This is a genomic window from Achromobacter aegrifaciens (assembly GCF_902859965.1).
GTDB lineage: Bacteria > Pseudomonadota > Gammaproteobacteria > Burkholderiales > Burkholderiaceae_B > Achromobacter > Achromobacter aegrifaciens.
Window position 1 is genome coordinate 145,351 of sequence record NZ_CADIKO010000004.1, and the last position, 15,621, is coordinate 160,971.

General features: G+C 66.1%; 15 protein-coding genes. 1 reads left to right on the forward strand and 14 read right to left on the reverse strand.

Annotated elements, in window-relative coordinates; translation table 11 throughout:
• Positions 1-11: 11 nt before the first annotated feature.
• The 7 genes from pdxJ to HV793_RS25270 form a co-directional block, all read right to left on the reverse strand.
• Entirely contained in the window at positions 12-752 is a 741-nt protein-coding gene (gene pdxJ, locus HV793_RS25240) for a pyridoxine 5'-phosphate synthase (RefSeq protein WP_054452886.1), read from the reverse strand.
• Positions 749-2,236, reverse strand: a complete 1,488-nt coding sequence (locus HV793_RS25245; protein ID WP_054452888.1) for an efflux transporter outer membrane subunit — start codon at positions 2,234-2,236, stop codon at positions 749-751. Before HV793_RS25245 ends, pdxJ begins: the two co-directional genes overlap by 4 nt.
• Positions 2,233-5,466, reverse strand: a complete 3,234-nt coding sequence (locus HV793_RS25250) for a multidrug efflux RND transporter permease subunit (RefSeq protein WP_054452890.1) — start codon at positions 5,464-5,466, stop codon at positions 2,233-2,235. The genes HV793_RS25245 and HV793_RS25250 overlap by 4 nt, the downstream gene beginning before the upstream one ends.
• 62 nt (positions 5,467-5,528) lie before the next feature.
• A complete protein-coding gene (locus tag HV793_RS25255; RefSeq protein ID WP_054452892.1) occupies positions 5,529-6,791 on the reverse strand; it encodes an efflux RND transporter periplasmic adaptor subunit in 1,263 nt (420 codons plus the stop codon).
• A 196-nt stretch (positions 6,792-6,987) separates the two neighbouring features.
• The gene (locus tag HV793_RS25260; protein WP_054452894.1) at positions 6,988-7,353 is read right to left on the reverse strand and encodes a winged helix-turn-helix domain-containing protein; all 366 of its coding nucleotides are present in this window, start codon (positions 7,351-7,353) and stop codon (positions 6,988-6,990) included.
• Between the two features lie 195 nt (positions 7,354-7,548).
• Positions 7,549-8,742, reverse strand: coding sequence for a DUF3734 domain-containing protein (locus HV793_RS25265; RefSeq protein WP_054452896.1), 1,194 nt, complete (start codon positions 8,740-8,742; stop codon positions 7,549-7,551).
• Positions 8,743-8,775: 33 nt separating this feature from the next.
• A complete protein-coding gene (locus HV793_RS25270; protein ID WP_054452898.1) occupies positions 8,776-9,366 on the reverse strand; it encodes a DUF4136 domain-containing protein in 591 nt (196 codons plus the stop codon).
• A 158-nt stretch (positions 9,367-9,524) separates the two neighbouring features.
• On the opposite strand from HV793_RS25270, the gene HV793_RS25275 reads away from it, so the two are divergent.
• Positions 9,525-10,319 (forward strand): TOBE domain-containing protein, encoded by a 795-nt coding sequence (locus HV793_RS25275; RefSeq protein WP_175214112.1) that lies wholly within the window; start codon positions 9,525-9,527, stop codon positions 10,317-10,319.
• A gap of 5 nt (positions 10,320-10,324) precedes the next feature.
• Here HV793_RS25275 and HV793_RS25280 read toward each other — a convergent pair whose 3' ends face one another.
• The 7 genes from HV793_RS25280 to HV793_RS25310 form a co-directional block, all read right to left on the reverse strand.
• Positions 10,325-11,011, reverse strand: coding sequence for an ATP-binding cassette domain-containing protein (locus tag HV793_RS25280; RefSeq protein WP_175214113.1), 687 nt, complete (start codon positions 11,009-11,011; stop codon positions 10,325-10,327).
• Positions 11,008-11,694 (reverse strand): molybdate ABC transporter permease subunit, encoded by a 687-nt coding sequence (modB, locus tag HV793_RS25285; protein WP_175214114.1) that lies wholly within the window; start codon positions 11,692-11,694, stop codon positions 11,008-11,010. The genes HV793_RS25280 and modB overlap by 4 nt, the downstream gene beginning before the upstream one ends.
• Before the next feature lie 23 nt (positions 11,695-11,717).
• On the reverse strand, positions 11,718-12,476 hold the full coding sequence (gene modA, locus HV793_RS25290; protein ID WP_119449991.1) for a molybdate ABC transporter substrate-binding protein: 759 nt from the start codon (positions 12,474-12,476) through the stop codon (positions 11,718-11,720).
• Between the two features lie 117 nt (positions 12,477-12,593).
• On the reverse strand, positions 12,594-12,944 hold the full coding sequence (gene speD, locus HV793_RS25295) for an adenosylmethionine decarboxylase (protein WP_054452908.1): 351 nt from the start codon (positions 12,942-12,944) through the stop codon (positions 12,594-12,596).
• On the reverse strand, positions 12,941-13,102 hold the full coding sequence (locus HV793_RS25300; protein WP_175163941.1) for a hypothetical protein: 162 nt from the start codon (positions 13,100-13,102) through the stop codon (positions 12,941-12,943). The genes speD and HV793_RS25300 overlap by 4 nt, the downstream gene beginning before the upstream one ends.
• Positions 13,103-13,107: 5 nt before the next feature.
• The gene (locus tag HV793_RS25305) at positions 13,108-14,577 is read right to left on the reverse strand and encodes a DUF4178 domain-containing protein (RefSeq protein ID WP_119449992.1); all 1,470 of its coding nucleotides are present in this window, start codon (positions 14,575-14,577) and stop codon (positions 13,108-13,110) included.
• A gap of 6 nt (positions 14,578-14,583) precedes the next feature.
• Positions 14,584-15,612 (reverse strand): SPFH domain-containing protein, encoded by a 1,029-nt coding sequence (locus tag HV793_RS25310; protein ID WP_054452912.1) that lies wholly within the window; start codon positions 15,610-15,612, stop codon positions 14,584-14,586.
• Between the last annotated feature and the right edge of the window lie 9 nt (positions 15,613-15,621).

The window sequence follows — 15,621 nt, forward strand, 5'->3', positions numbered from 1 at the left end:
CGGGCTCGCGGTCACAGCCCGCGCAGCGCTTGCAGGCGGGCCTGCACCATCAGCGCCTTCATGTCGCGCACCGCTTTTTCCCAGCCGTCGAACACCGCCTGCGCCACGATGGCGTGGCCGATGTTGAGTTCGGAAATGCCTTCCAGCGCGGCCACCGGCTTGACGTTGCCGTAATGCAGGCCGTGGCCTGCGTTCACGCGCAAGCCGTGGCGCAGCCCTTCGGTCACGGCCAGGCGCAAGCGCTGCAGTTCGGCCTCGGCGGCCTCGCCTTCAGCTTCGGCGTAGGCGCCGGTGTGCAATTCGATCACCGGCGCGCCGGCCTTGGCCGCGGCCGCGATCTGCACGGGATCCGGATCGATGAAGAGCGACACGCGGATGCCGGCCTCGGCCAGCAGGCCCACCGCATCCGACACCGGCCCCATGGCGCCCGCGACTTCCAGGCCGCCTTCGGTCGTCAGTTCGGTGCGCTTTTCGGGCACCAGGCAAACGTCGCTGGGCTTGACCGCGCAGGCGATCTCCAGCATTTCCGCCGTCACCGCGCATTCCAGGTTCATGCGCGTACGCAATTGCGGACGCATGGCGTAGACGTCCTTGTCCTGGATATGGCGCCGGTCTTCACGCAGATGCAGCGTGATCAGATCGGCGCCGGCGTCCTCCGCGCGCAGCGCGGCGAGCACCGGGTCCGGATAGGTCGTGTGGCGCTGTTGCCGCAGCGTGGCAACGTGATCGATGTTTACACCAAGTTCTATCATTGCACTTTCGTTGTTTCTTCCCAGCCGCCGCCCAGGGCCTTGTACAGCTCCACGCGGTTGATCAGCGCGGCCAGGCCAGTCTGGACCAGGGCGAGCTGGGCATTGAAAAAGTCCACCTGCGCGGTCTGCACCTGCAGGTAGCTGTCGATACCATTGGTATAACGCAGATTCGACAGTTCCAGCGTGCGGCCGGACGCGTCCTGCAGGGCGCGCTGGGCATCCAGTTGCGCCCCGTAGGTGGCTTCGCCGGCCAGCGCGTCCGACACTTCGCGGAACGCCTGCTGGATGGACTGTTCGTACTGCGCCACGGCGATATTGTCGCGCGCCTTGGCCAGGTTCAGCCCTTCGCGGATGCTGCCGCCGGCAAACAGCGGCGTGGTGATCGACGGCGAGAAGCTCCAATAGCCCTGGCCGCCCTTGAACAGGTCGCCCAACGAGGGGCTGGCCACCCCTAGCAGGCCGGTCAGCGAGATGGTCGGGAAGAACGCCGCGCGCGCCGCGCCGATATTGGCGTTGGCGGACAGCAGCTGGTTTTCCGCGGCCATGATGTCCGGACGGCGCTCGAGCAGATCGGACGGCAGGCCGGCTGGCACCGTCGCCAGAAGCTGGTCGCGGCCGAACACGGCCGGCGCCGGCAGGTCCGGCGGCAAGGGCGTGCCGACCAGCAGCACCAGCGCGTTCATGGCCTGGGCCTGGGCGCGGGCCAGTTGAGCCAGATCGGACGAGGCCGTATCCAGCAGCGACTTGGCCTGGTTCAGGTCCAGCTCCGAAGCCACGCCGCCGTCGAAACGCCGCTTGACCAGGTCATAGGATTCCTGGCGCGACGCCAGGGTGCGCTGCGTCAGGTCCAGCTGGACCTCGGCGGCGCGCAGGTTGAAGTACGACTGCGCGACCGCGCCGACCAGCGTGATCTGCGCACTCTTCTGCGCCTGCTCGGTCGACAGGTACTGCTGATACGCCGCCTCGGAGAGGTTGCGCAGGCGGCCGAACAGGTCGATCTCGAAGGTGGTCAGGCCGATGCCTGCCTGGTACGAGCTGCTGATCGAACCCGCGCCGGGCTGCCGCATGTTCTGGGGCAGATGCTGACGCTGGCCCTGGATGCCGGCGCCGATGCTGGGCCATTGCGCGCCGCGCTGGATGCCGTATTGGGCGCGAGCCTCTTCCACGCGTTCCACCGCCACGCGCAGGTCGCGGTTGTTGACCAGCGCCAGCTCGATCAGGCTTTGCAGGCGCGGATCGCGGAAGAACTCGCGCCAGCCCAGATTGGCCGCCGGCGTGCCGTCCTGCGGCATGACCGCGGTGGACGGCTGGGTGCCCAGCGAGGTGGGCTTGGCGTAGCCGCCATACTGCACCTTGGGCTGATCGGGCCACGTACCGGAAACCGGCGCATCGGGGCGCTTGTAATCGGGCGCCAGCGAGCAGCCGGCCAACGCCACCGCCACGAAAGCGGACAAGGCGGTCTGTTTGAACTTCAGGGCTTTCATTCCTTGCCCTCCTGGCCACCGTTGGGTTGTGCGGGGTGTTGCGCGGGCGCGTCCGGCGCAGCCTGTCCGGCTGCGGCCTTCTTGGCCGCCTGCTCTTCTTCGAAGGCGCGCAGTTCAGCGCCCAACAGGCGCGGACGGGTCTTGAACAGGCCCAGCACCACCACGAAGAAGGTCGGCACGAAAATCACCGCGAACGGCGTGGCGGCCAACATGCCGCCCAGCACGCCCAGACCCACGGCGCGCTGGCTGGCGGCGCCTGCGCCGGTCGCCATGGCCAGGGGCACCACGCCCAGGATGAAGGCCAGCGACGTCATCAAGATGGGACGGAACCGCAGCCTCGCGGCTTCCACCGCGGATTCATACAGCCCCATGCCGCGAGCGTACTGATCCTTGGCGAATTCCACGATAAGAATGGCGTTCTTGGCCGCCAAGCCGATCACGGTCACCATGCCCACCTGGAAGTACACGTCGTTGGACATGCCCAGCGCGCTGATCAACGCCACCGCGCCCAGCATACCCAGCGGCACCACCAGCATCACCGAAATCGGGATGGCCCAGCTTTCATACAGGGCGGCCAGCACCAGGAACACCACCAGCAGCGACAGGCCCATCAGGATCGGAGCCTGGTTGCCGGCCTGGCGTTCCTGGTAGGAAAGGCCGTTCCACTCGTAGCCGAAGCCCTGCGGCAACTGGCCCACCAGACGCTCCATCTCGGCCATCGCCTCGCCCGTAGTGTAACCAGGGGCGGCGTCGCCGCCGATACGCATGGACTCGTAGCTGTTGTAGCGCACCACCTGCACCGGACCCTGCTTCCACTCGGCCTTGACGAAGGTGGACAGCGGCACCATGCCGCCCTGGCTGTTGCGGGCGTTCAGCTGCAGCACGTCATTGAGCTGCATGCGATACGGCGCGTCGGCCTGCACCCAGATGTTCTGCATCCGGCCCAGGTTGGGGAACTTGCTCAGGTAGGCGGAGCCGACCGCGGTGGAAATCAGCGAGGCAGCCTCGTTGAAGTCCACGCCCAGCGCAGCCGCTTTCTCGCGGTCGATGGTCAGGCTGAGCTGCGCGCCCGGCCCCAGGCCGGTGATGCGCACCTGCGACAGCACGGGGCTCTTCATGACCAGGCCCATGAGTTCGCCGGTGGCCGCGGCCAGGGCGGCGGAACCCGCCGCGCCGCGATCCTGCAGGCGGAAGTCGAAGCCGGTCGCGTTGCCCAGGGACGAAATGGCGGGTGGCACCAAGGTGAACACCTGCGCGTCATGGATGCCCATCAGCTGCTTTTCGAAGGCATGGAAGGCAATGGCGCCCGCCGAGTCCTGGCGCGACTTGCGCTCGCTGAAGTCCTTCAGCGTGACGAAGGCGATAGCGGCGTTCAGGCCGTTGCCGTTGAAGCTGTAGCCCTGCACGGCGATGATGTTCTCGACCGCGGGCACGTCCGAGAAGTACTTCTCGACCTGCTCGATGACCTCGACCGTGCGGTTGGCGGTAGCGCCGGTGGGCAGCTCGATGTTGCTGACCACGTAGCCCTGGTCTTCCTCGGGCAGGAAGGACGAAGGCAGGCGCAGGTACAGCCAGCCCAGCAGCACGACCAGCAGCAGGAACGCCAGCATCATGCGGCCGCCCTTGTGCAGGATGCGCGACACCCAGTTCTGGTAGTTGTGGGTGGTGGCGTCGAACTTGCGGTTGAACCAGCCGAAGAAGCCCTTCTTGTCCTCGTGGTGGCCCTTGGGCACCGGCTTGAGGATGGTGGCGCACAGCGCCGGGGTGAAGGTCAGGGCCAGCAGTGCCGAGAAGAAGATCGACACGGCCATCGCGATCGAGAACTGGCGGTAGATCACACCCACCGAACCGCTCATGAAGGCCAGCGGCAGGAACACCGTCACCAGCACCAGCGTAATGCCGATGATGGCGCCGCTGATCTGCGGCATCGCTTTCTTGGTGGCTTCCTTGGGTGGCAAGCCCTCTGTGGACATGATCCGCTCGACGTTTTCCACCACCACGATGGCGTCGTCCACCAGAATCCCGATGGCCAGCACCATGGCGAACATGGTCAGCACGTTGATGGAGAACCCGAGCGCCAGCATCACCGCGAACGCCCCCAGCATGGCCACCGGCACCACCAGGGCCGGGATCAGGGTGTAGCGGACGTTCTGCAGGAACAGGTACATCACCAGGAACACCAGCACCATGGCTTCCGCCAGGGTGTGGACCACCTGCTCGATGGACACCTTGACGTAGGGCGCCGTGTCGTACGGAATGGAGTACGTGATGTTGCCCGGGAAGTACTTGGACAGCTCTTCCATCTGCTGGCGCACGCCCTGGGCGGTGGCCAGCGCGTTGGCGTTGGGCGACAGCACGATGGCGAATGCGGCCGTCGGCTTGCCGTTCAGGCGGGCGCCGAACTGGTAGTTGTCCGCGCCGACTTCGATGCGGGCGACGTCGCGCAGCAGCACCTTGGAGCCGTCGGTGTTGGCGCGCAGGACGATCTTGCCGAAGCCCTCCACCGTGCTCAGCTGGCCGTTGGCCGTGACCGTGGCGGTGATGCGCTGCGAATCCGGGTTGGGCGGCGCGCCGATGCTGCCGCCGGAAATCACCACGTTCTGCTGGGCGATGGCCTGGTTGACCTGCGACATGCTCAGGTTGAACCCGACCAGCTTGGCGGGATCGACCCACACGCGCATGGCGCGCGGCGCCGCGAACAGCTGGAACTGGCCCACGCCGGGCACGCGGGAAACCGGGTTCTTGATGTTGCGGGTGATGTAGTCGGCCAGCGCCGTCTGGTCCAGCGAACCGTCCGTGGACGACACCGCCGCCACCATCAGGAAGCCGGTACTGGTCTGCTCATATTGCAGGCCCTGCTGCTGCACGGCGGTGGGCAACTGCGCGACCACGTTGGACACGCGGTTCTGCACGTCCACCTGCGCCAAGTCTGGATTGGTGCCAGGAGCGAAGGTCGCGGTGATGGTCGAGGTGCCGTAGGAATCGCTGACCGACTCGTAGTAGATCAGGCCCTTGGCGCCGTTGAGCTGGTCTTCGATGATACTGGTGACCTGCTCGGCCACTTCGTTGGCCGACGCGCCGGGGTACGTGGCCGTGATCGTGATCGCGGGCGGCGCTACGTCCGGGTACTGCGAAATCGGCATGTTCGGGATCGCCAGCACCCCGGCCAGCAGGATGAACAGGGCGACTACCCAGGCGAAAATCGGTCTATCAATAAAAAATTGCGGCATGTGGGCTGACTCTGAAAGCGATGCTCACCAAAGAGGAACGCGGCGCTTGCGCCGCGTGCCGCTTAAGATTTCTGGCCTGCGGCCTTGTCCTGCTGCGCAGGTTCGGCCGGCTTGGCGCCAGGCTGCGGGGCGGATTCCGCTGGCTTGGCACCCGGTTGCGCGGGCGCCTGGCCGCCCGGGGCGGGCGTGCCGTTCTTCCATTCGCTGGCCTGAACCGGAGCGCCCGGGCGAACCTTCTGGAATCCTTCCACCACGACCACGTCGCCGGCCTTCAGGCCGCTGGTGACGATCCAGTTGCTCTTGAGGGCGCCGCCGGTGGTGACCGGAATCTGCTCGATCTTGTTGTCCTTGACCAGCATCAGGCTTTGCAGGCCGTCCGCGGTACGCTGCAGCGCTTGCTGCGGCACCATCAGGGCCTTGTCGTCCACGCCCTGCTCGAGGCGCACGCGCACGTACATGCCGGGCAGCAGGATGCCATCGGGGTTGGGGACTTCGGCGCGCAGGTTCACCTGGCCCGTGGTCGGATCCACGGTGATGCCGGTGAACAGCAGCTTGCCCGGCTGGCCGTATTCGGAGCCGTCTTCCAGCACGATGGTGGCGCGCGCCGTATCCTTGCCGACCTGTTGCAGTTGGCCGCTGGCGAAGGCGCGGCGCAAGGATGCGAGTTCCGCGGTGGACTGGGTGAAGTCGACGTAGATCGGATCCAGCTGCTGCACCGTGGCCATCTGCGTGGCCGAAGTGGCCTCGACCAGCGCGCCTTCGGTGACCAGCGGCTTGCCGATGCGGCCGGTAATGGGCGAGGTGACGTCGGTGTAGCCGAGGTTGATGGCGGCATTGTCCTGCGCCGCCTTGGCGGCGGCGACGGAGGCGTCGGCCTGGCGGTACGAAGCCACGGCGTTGTCGTATTCCTGCTTGCTGACGGCGTTGGCCTTGACCAGCGGGGCGTAACGGTCGGCCAGCAGCTTGGCGCTGAACAGGTTGGCCTGCGCCTGCTTGAGCTGCGCCGTCGCCTGATCGTAGGCAGCCTTGTAGGGCGCCGGATCGATCTTGAAGAGCAGTTGGTTTTCCTTGACGTCGCCGCCTTGCTCGAAGGCGATCTTCTGGACGATGCCGGTGACCCGCGAACGGATCTGCGCATCCCGGACGGCGTCGACGCGGCCGGGCAATTCGGACACGATGGGCGCGCGCTGCGGCTGGATCGTAATGACGCTGACCTGGGGCATGCCTGGATTCATGTGCGGCTTTTCGCCGCAACCAGCCAATATCAGTGCGAGGACCCCGCCGGAAAAAGCCAGCCCTGAAACACGTTTAGGCGAAAACCGCATTGAAACCCCCGCGTAGCGTAATTAACCGTAATCGCGTCATGTAATCGCAGTATTTAAGCGCGGCATTGGCCACGTTAAACAAGAAGCATGCGTCATCAAGGCACGTAATCAGCCCAGTAATGTAACTCAGTTATTGGGGAAATCACTGATTTTTAGTGCTTCAAATGCCACGCGCGCGGGGATTTCATACAACAGATCAGCTCTCGGAAAGCTCCCGCAACTTGCCCAGGAACACATAGCCCATGCCGTGCACGGTATGCAGCGGCAGCCTGGCGCCGGCCAGCAGGACCTTGCCGCGCAGGCGGCAGATCGCCACATTCAGTGTGCGCATGGTGGTGCGTTTGCGCACCGCCATGAATTCATCGCGCCGCAATTCCCTGGCGGGATTGCCCGCCAGGCAAAGCAGGCAGGTACGCTCCAGGGCTGTCAGGCCGATGCGGGCTCCATGGGGCGTAAGCAGTGTCCAGCCCTGGTAGACCAGGGACCACCAGCCGTCCATGGCGTAAGAAGTGTCGGCCGCGCGGGCGGGCGCGACCTGTGCAAGGCGAGCGGGGGCATTCACGACGGATCTCCACCAGGAAGGCCCGCGCCGCGCGGGGTGGCGGCCGGTTCCCGGAACAAGGTTGCAATTGGCCCCGAAAGCCTACCGCTGGAACCCGTGGGCGTTGAAATTGCAAGGCATCTATAAGACCAATCCGGCAGGAAATCCGTCCGGACTTTGTCCAGATGTGCCGCACTCGCCCCCCTGCCCGCCAGCTCAGGTGCGCTTGCCGTTGCGATGGATATCGTGAGTGACGAAACAACTGTCCTGGGTCGGACGGGCCAGGATCCCCGGCTTGGCGAGCGTCGCGCGGATGTCGGCCAGGCCCGACTCCCAGTGCTCGCGCATGGCCTCGGTGCCGAATTCGTAGTCCTTGGAAAAGCGCTCGCGGTGCTTGGACTCGTAGATGAGGTTGATGATGTTGGTGGCCGGCGTATGGGACAGCTTGCGGATCTCGGCGAACTCCGCCGCGTTGCGCTCGGCCGCCGGCAGCTTCGCCAGCAGGCGTTGCAGGCCGTGGCGCAGCTTGAGCACGCGCCGCAGCTGGTCCGTGACCAGGCGGGTGCGGCTGGAGTACTGGATATCCTTCTGGCGCTCGGCCACTTCCTCCAGGTTGCTCGGCAGACCGCCGCGCGCGGGCCACAGATCGACCTGGAACGCCAGCGTGTCCCGCATGCTGTCGGTGGTCAGCACTTGTGCCAGCGGCGTGTTGGACACGACGCCGCCGTCCCAATAGTGTTCACCGTCGATCTCGACGGAAGGGAAGCCTGGCGGCAAGGCACCCGAGGCCATGATGTGCTCGGGCCGCAGCGTGTCCTTCAGGCTGTCGAAGTAGGCGAAGTTGCCGGTCCGCACGTTGACCACGCCAAAGCTGGCGCGCACGGCCCCGCTATTGAGCAGATCGAAGTCCACGAACTCCCGCAAGGTCGCAGCCAGCGGCGTGGTGTCGTAGAAGCTGGTGGACGCCGCGCCCCTGCCATGCACCAGGTAGGGCGGCGGAAAACGCGGTTTGAAGAAGCCTGGCTGGCCCGAGAACAAGGCCTGGAAGGCTGACACATGCCCGTTCATGACCGGCGAACCAAAGCCGAACGGCAAGCCTTCGAACATGGGGCCGAGCGTCTCGCCCCAGGGTACCGAAGCGAAACCCGCCGGCCGGCAGATGGCTTCCCAGAAGCCGCGCAGGCGCTCCACGCGCTCGTCCTCGGGCGACCCCGCGATGATGGCCGCGTTGATCGACCCGATGGAAATGCCGGAAATCCAGTTGGGCCGGATACCCGCTTCGTGCAGCCCCTGGTACACCCCGGCCTGGTAGGCCCCCAGCGCCCCGCCGCCTTGCAGCACCAGGGCGACGACTTCATAGGGCGGCGTATCGCCGGTGTCTTGCTTCGGAGCCTTGCGGCGAGTACTCATGCGGCTTCCTCTAGGCAGGGCCGGCGGACCGCCCTACTTGCTTTTGTCCGGCAACTGCGGCGCAGCCACGCCCGCGCGGAACGGATACTTGGAGAAGATCTGCGCTACCACCTTGTCCGTGTTCTCGGGCGAGGCGCTGGCATCGGGCTGGACCTCGCCCACCGCCACGCCTTCCCACACCAGCTGCCTGCGGCGCGCGTCGACGAGGTCGATGTTCAAGGTGCCCTCAGTATATTGGTAGACGTCATCGCCCCAGCCGTAGCCGGGCCAGCCGCCATAGAAGCCGGCGCGATAGCCGTAGTACGGACCCATGGGCGGCGCGGCCGGAGTGACCTGCACCTTCTGCTGCAGCTTGGCGCTGAAGTTGACCAGCAGGTCGGGATTTGCTGCGCTATAGGTATAGCCGCGCATTTCCATCTGGCCGCGCGTGGCGTTCTTCAGGCGCTCGGTCAGCAAGGTGCTGTAGCCGGCCTTGTCAGTGCCCAACGGCGTCATGTACCCGAAGGTTCGGTACTGCGCGAAATTTGCCTGATGATCGTAGTCGCTCTTGACGTCAGGGCCAGTAGCGCAGGCCGCCAACAATGCCGTCATGGAACCCGCAGCCAGCAATTTGAACGCTTTCATGTCGTTTTCTCCGTGAGCCCGATGCCTGAACATAGTGCCGCGAAGCCTGCAAAATTTCAACAGAATCTCATTCGCATCGCGTCCGCCGTGAACCACGGGCACAGCCCCCGTCCATTACACTTTCAGCTATCCCATACCCTGACCACGGCACGACAAAGATGTTGGAACTCGACGGCTCGATTTGGTTTCGCTCCGGCGCCCAGACCTGGGGCGGAAAAAACCGCATAGACCTGCTGGCGCAGATCGACGCCACGGGATCCATCACGGCCGCCGCGCGCGCCGTGGGCATGAGCTACAAGGGCGCATGGGACGCCATCGACGCCATGAACAATCTGGCGGGCGAGCCTTTGGTGATCAGGGCCGCCGGCGGCAAAGGCGGCGGCGGCACGCGCCTGACGGACCGCGCGCGCGGCCTGATCGGCACCTTCCGCGCCCTGGAAGCCGAACACCGCAAGTTCATGGAAAACCTGACCCGCGCTGGCGTGAACGCCAGTGGCGACATCGATCTCATGAGGCGTTTCATGCTCAAGACCAGCGCACGCAACAAACTGCTAGGCACCGTCATCCAGATCCGCGCCGGCGCCGTCAATGACGAAATCGTGCTGCGCATCGCGGGGGGCCTGACCATCACGGCCACCATCACCCGTGAAAGCACGCAGGAATTGGGGCTGGCGACCGGCAAGGAAGCCATCGCGCTGATCAAGGCGTCGTCCGTCATCGTGGGCGCGCCCGGCCCCGGCCTGCGCCTGTCGGCGCGCAATCAGTTGCCGGGCAAGATCACGGCATTGCGCCCGGGCGCCGTCAATAGCGAGATCCTGATCGGACTGGACGGCGGCATGACGCTGGCGGCCATCGTCACCAACGAAAGCGCGCAGGACCTGGACCTGGACGTAGGCGCCGACGCGGTGGCGATCTTCAAGGCTTCCAGCGTGATTCTGGGCGTGCTGGACTGAGCCGATCAGACGCCCACGTCTTCGTCGTGGCGTCGCACCCTGCCCTCGCGCACTTCGAACACCTCGTCGGCCAGCGCATCCACATCCGCCGGGTCGTGCGTGATCAGCAGCATCGGCACGTCCAGCTGGCGCTGCAAGGCATTCAGTTCCAGCCGCATCTTGCCGCGCAACTGCGAATCCAGCGCTGAAAAGGGCTCGTCCAGCAGCAGGATGTCGGGCCGCAGCATGAGGGCTCGCGCCAACGCCACCCGCTGCTTCTGGCCGCCGGATATCTCGCTGGGATAGCTGCCCACGATGGAACCCAGCTCGAACGCGTCCACCCAGCGCTGCGCCTCGGGCCCAACGTCGCGCCGGGGCGGGTTGCGCCAGCCGCGGCGCAGCCCGAAAGCGATGTTCTGCGCCACTGTCAGGTGGGGAAACAGGGCGTAGTCCTGGAACAGGTAGGCCACCCGGCGCGATTGCGCCGGCAGGTTGACGCCGGCGTCCGTGTCGAACAGCACGCGGCCGTTGATCTCGATGCGGCCCGCGTCAGGGCGCAGCAGGCCCGCCACCGCGCGCAGGGTCAGGCTCTTGCCCGCGCCCGAGGGGCCGAACAGCGCTATACGCTTGGCTGACGAATCGAATGCGACGTCCAGCGCGAAGCGCCGGTCGCCGGACACCATCTGCTTGCGCACCTGGATGCTGACGCTCATAGCGCGCTCCCGTTGCGCCGGCCGCTGCTGACGGGCACCAGCTTGCCGGCCAGCAGCAGGACCACCAAGCAGGTCACCGAGGTGACCAGCACCAGCATGTTGGCCGTGGCGTCGTCGCCCGCCTGCACCGCCTCGTAGATGGCGACCGACAGAGTCTGTGTCCGTCCCGGCAGGTTGCCGGCGATCATCAGCGTGGCGCCGAATTCGCCCAGCGCCCGCGCGAAGGCCAGCAGCACCCCGGCGGCGATGCCGCGCGCGGCCAGCGGCAAGGTGACGCGGAAGAAGACCCCCGCTTCGCACACGCCCAACACGCGCGCCGCGCTTTCCAGTTGGCTATCAACGTTCTCGAAGGCGGCCCGGGCGGATTTGAACACCAGCGGAAAAGCCACCACCGAAGCCGCGATCACCGCGCCCTGCCAGGTGAAGACCAGTTCGATGCCCCAGCCCGCCAACGTCTCGCCGATGATGCCGCGGCGCCCCAGCAGCACCAGCAGGTAGTAGCCGAGCACCGTGGGCGGCAACACCAGCGGCAAGGTCAACAGCGCGTCCAGCAGGTCGCGCCCCGGCCAGCGCCAGCGCGACAGGCCATAGGCCGCGGCGGTGCCCGCCACGGTCGCCAACAGCGTTGCCCAGCCCGCCACTTTCAGGGAAAGCAGCAGGGGCACCCAAACCGGATCACTCATCAATGCCTACGATTCAACGGATATCAGGGCTTCTGGAAGCCGTAGCGCGACAGTATCGCCTGACCTGCGGGAGACAGCACATAGGCAACGAAGCTTTCGGCTTCCTTGGCAGCGGCTTCACGGGTGGTGACGGCGATGGGATAAGTGACCGGCGTCTGCGAAGGCACGCGAACCGCGACCTTGACCTTGTCCGCCATGATGGCCGCGTCGGTCGCGAACACGAAGCCCGCATCGACCTCGCCGCGCGCCACGTAGTCCAGGCTCTGGCGCACGTTCTGGGCCAGCACGCTCTTGGCCTGCACCGCGCTCCAGAGGCCGGCCGTCTCCAGCGCGCCCTGCGTGTAGCGGCCCACCGGCACCGATGCCGGGTTGCCATAGGCGATGCGCTTGATGTCGTCGCGGGTCAGGTCCTTGAGCGCGGTGATGTTGGCCTTGCTGTCCGTCGGGACGATCAGCACCACCTGATTGGCGGCAAAGTCCACGCGGGAGGCCGGCTTGACGGCCTTTTCCTCGACCGCCTTGTCCATGGCCTTCTGGTCCGCCGAGGCGAACACATCGGCCGGCGCGCCCTTGACGATCTGCTGCAGCAGCACGTCGGACGCGCCGAAGTTCAGGATGACCTTGGTGCCGGCATGCTCTTTTTCGTAGCCTTGCGCGACTTCCTTGAAGGCGTTGGTCAGGCTGGCGGCGGCCGACACCACCAGGTCGCCGGCAGCGGCGTTGGCGCTCCATGCGGCGGCCAGCGCCAAGGACAGCGCCACGATCGGACGTTTGCGGAACATGTTCTTCTCCCGGGGAAATCGCTAAGTCGGTAACGAAATATATATAGGTATATAACGCTCGTCAATTTGGCTGCCCAGGGAGCATTGAGCAATATCAAGGAGTGGCGGGCGCGGGCTTCAGCCGCGCGCCACCGTGGTCGCGTGCACCGCCTCGGGCGCCAGCCGCGCCTGCAGGTGCTCCAGCGCCAGCTCGGGCCGCGCCGCGCCGCACATGAAGATGTCCAGCGCCGCGAACGCATGCTCGGGCCAGGTGTGGATGCTGATGTGGGATTCGCTCAGCAGGACCACGCCGGTCACGCCCGCGCCCTCGCCGAAATGATGGAAGTGCGCGCTCAGCACGTGCGCGCCCGCCGCCTGCGCCGCGGCGATCAGGTCGCGTTCCAGCGCTTGCGCGTCTGTCAGGCGATCCGCCGGCACGCCGCGGAAATCCGCCAGCACGTGGCGGCCGGGTGTGGCGTGCGGGGTCACTTGTGGGACCCGCCCGAGGACCAGCCCGATCCGCCCGAAGAACTGCTGCCCCAGCTGCTGCTGGAGCCGCCGCTGGACATGCGCGCACCGGGGGTGTTGAAGCCGGTGGCGAAAATCACCACCACGATGGCGTAGACGGTGTAAAAGAGCTTGCCCATCCTGTTTATTCGTCCTTGCCAGATAATTTGTCCGCCACCGCCGCCGGAATCCACAGGAACGCCGCGCCGATCAGGATCGGAACGATGCCGCCACTGAAAATGGTGTCGATATTCAGGAAGGCCAGCACGATCATGGCCGTCCAGGCGAACTTGCGATAGCCCCCGGGCTTGCCGCTGAGCGGCATGGCCTTCTGCTTGGCAAGTTCGGGATCGCCGAACCATTCAGCCAACTGCGCCGGCGCCACCGGCCCCGAGGCGGACCAGCCCAATTCGGACTCGCTCAGTTCGCGGGTCAGCTTGAGGTTGCCGGCCTTGTAATCCGTGATCTTGGTGCTGTCGCCGACCTTGACGCGCCAGTTGAAGGCGCCCAGGGCCAGTTCCACGCGCGAGGTGTAGTCGTACAGCTTCTGATAAAGCTTGGAGCGCCAGCGCACGCTGCTGGCGTTGTTGTGGCTGGGCCAGGTGTCGCATACCTGCACCCGCTCCCAGCCCTCGTCGGTTTCCACCAGCCAGATGAAACCCTTTGCGGGATTGAACAGCAGGTATTCGATCCAGTCGGACGGTTCCTCGGGATCCGGATCGGCGCACTTCATCAGGCCGATGAGCGTATAGGACGCGCCATCGATCTTGGCCACCGCGCCCAGCGACAAGGTGGTCTTGATGGCTTTGACCTTGCGGGCCTTTTCGATGACCTCGGCCGTGGGCCCCGAGCAGTCGACCGCGGCGGCGCACGAGGGGCAGACCACTTGCGTGGCCATGGCGGCCACGAAGCTTATCGGGCCGCCGCAGTTGGGGCAGTCCAGCGCCTTGATCTGGCCGCGGAAACGGCCGGCGGTCTCCTCGACCTGCTCGTTGGTCCGCAGCGATGCCGCCTGCATCGCGGACAGGTCGAATGCCTTGCCGATGTACAGCTCGGGCTCGGGCCCGTCGGAAAAGTCCAGCGTCAGGAACGCGTCCAGGCAGCGGTAGTCGGCCACCTTGGCCAGCCAACCTTCGCCCGGCACGAAGGGCAACTCGCCTTGCGTGCCGCCCGCCTGGCAGGCGCGCACGTCGGCGGCCGTGAAGCGCTGGCCGTCCAGCTTCAGTTCATCGCCGGGCGCGATGTCGTCGAACGCCGGCATGCCCTGCGTAGACTTGACCTTGCGCCGCCGGGTCACGGCGTACTGGCCCGACGCGTCCGACAGCCAGCCGTCGGAACCGTCCTCGAACCACAGGTACCACTCGTTCCAGAAGCCGTCGTCGTAGCGCAGCTGGACGCGGCCGATCAGGTCGAAGCGCTTGCCCTCATAAGTGCCGGCCGCGCCCAGGCACAAGGGCGAGTAGTCCTCCAGGACCTCGGCCGCCTCGCCGATGCGCTTGACCGACTCGGCGTCCTTCAGCAAGGTGCTGCGGCAGGCGCCGCAGACCGCCATGACCGATGCCGCGGACGTGAACTTGACTGGGGCGCCGCACTGCGGACACAGAACCTGCTGCATGGAGCCTTAGCTGGTGAGTTTCTTCAGCACTTCGGCCTTGGCCGAATCGTAGTCCGCGGCCGTGATCAGGCCCTTGTCCAGCAGATCCTTGAGCTGCTGCAGCCGTTGCGCCGGATCCGCGCCCGCGGCGGCGGGCGCCTGCTGGGCGGGCTGCGGCGCGGCCTGCGGCTGCCCCTGGGCGCCTGCCAGCCCTGCGGCCATGGTCTGGCCCAGCGCCGCGCCGGCCGCCAGGCCCGCGCCGATGCCGGCGATGCCGCCTTCGTTCTGCGCGGCCATCGGTATGGCCGTGGCGGTCTGGTACTGGGTGAACTTGCCCAGGTCGCCGGCCATGCCCATGGAGATCCGCGTGTCCAGCGCCTTCTGCAGCTCTTCCGGCAGCGACACGTTCTCGACCGTGAAGTTGTCCAGCTTGACGCCGTATCGGTCGAACACCGGCGCCAGCTGTTCAGCGATGCTTTGCGACATCAGCCCCTGGTTGCCGGCCATGTCCAGGAACGGCACCTTGGAGCCGCCCAGCGCCGTCGTCATCGCCGCAACCACCATGTTGCGCAGCTGCGCTTCCAGGTCGTCGACGGTGTATTCGTCGCGCGTGCCGCTGATCTCGCGGTAGAACTTGGCGGGATCGGAGATCTGATAGGAATACACGCCGAAAGCGCGCAGCCGCACCATGCCGAATTCGCTGTCGCGCAGCGTCACCGGCTGCGCCGTGCCCCAGCGCCGGCCCAGTTGCAGGCGCGTGCTGAAGAAGATCACATCCGACTTGAAGGGAGACTCGAACAGCTTGTCCCAGTTCTTCAGGTAGGTCAGGATCGGCAGCGTCTGCGTGGTCAGCTTGTACATGCCGGGGCCGAACACGTCGGCCACCTTGCCTTCGTTGACGAACACCGCCATCTGCGATTCGCGCACGGTCAGGCTGGCGCCGTACTGGATTTCGAAATCCTGCATGGGATGACGCCAGGCGAGCACGCCGTCGCGGTCCTCGTTCCATTGCAGGATGTCGATGAACTGCTTGCGGATGAATGAACCGAGACTCATGAGTCGTTC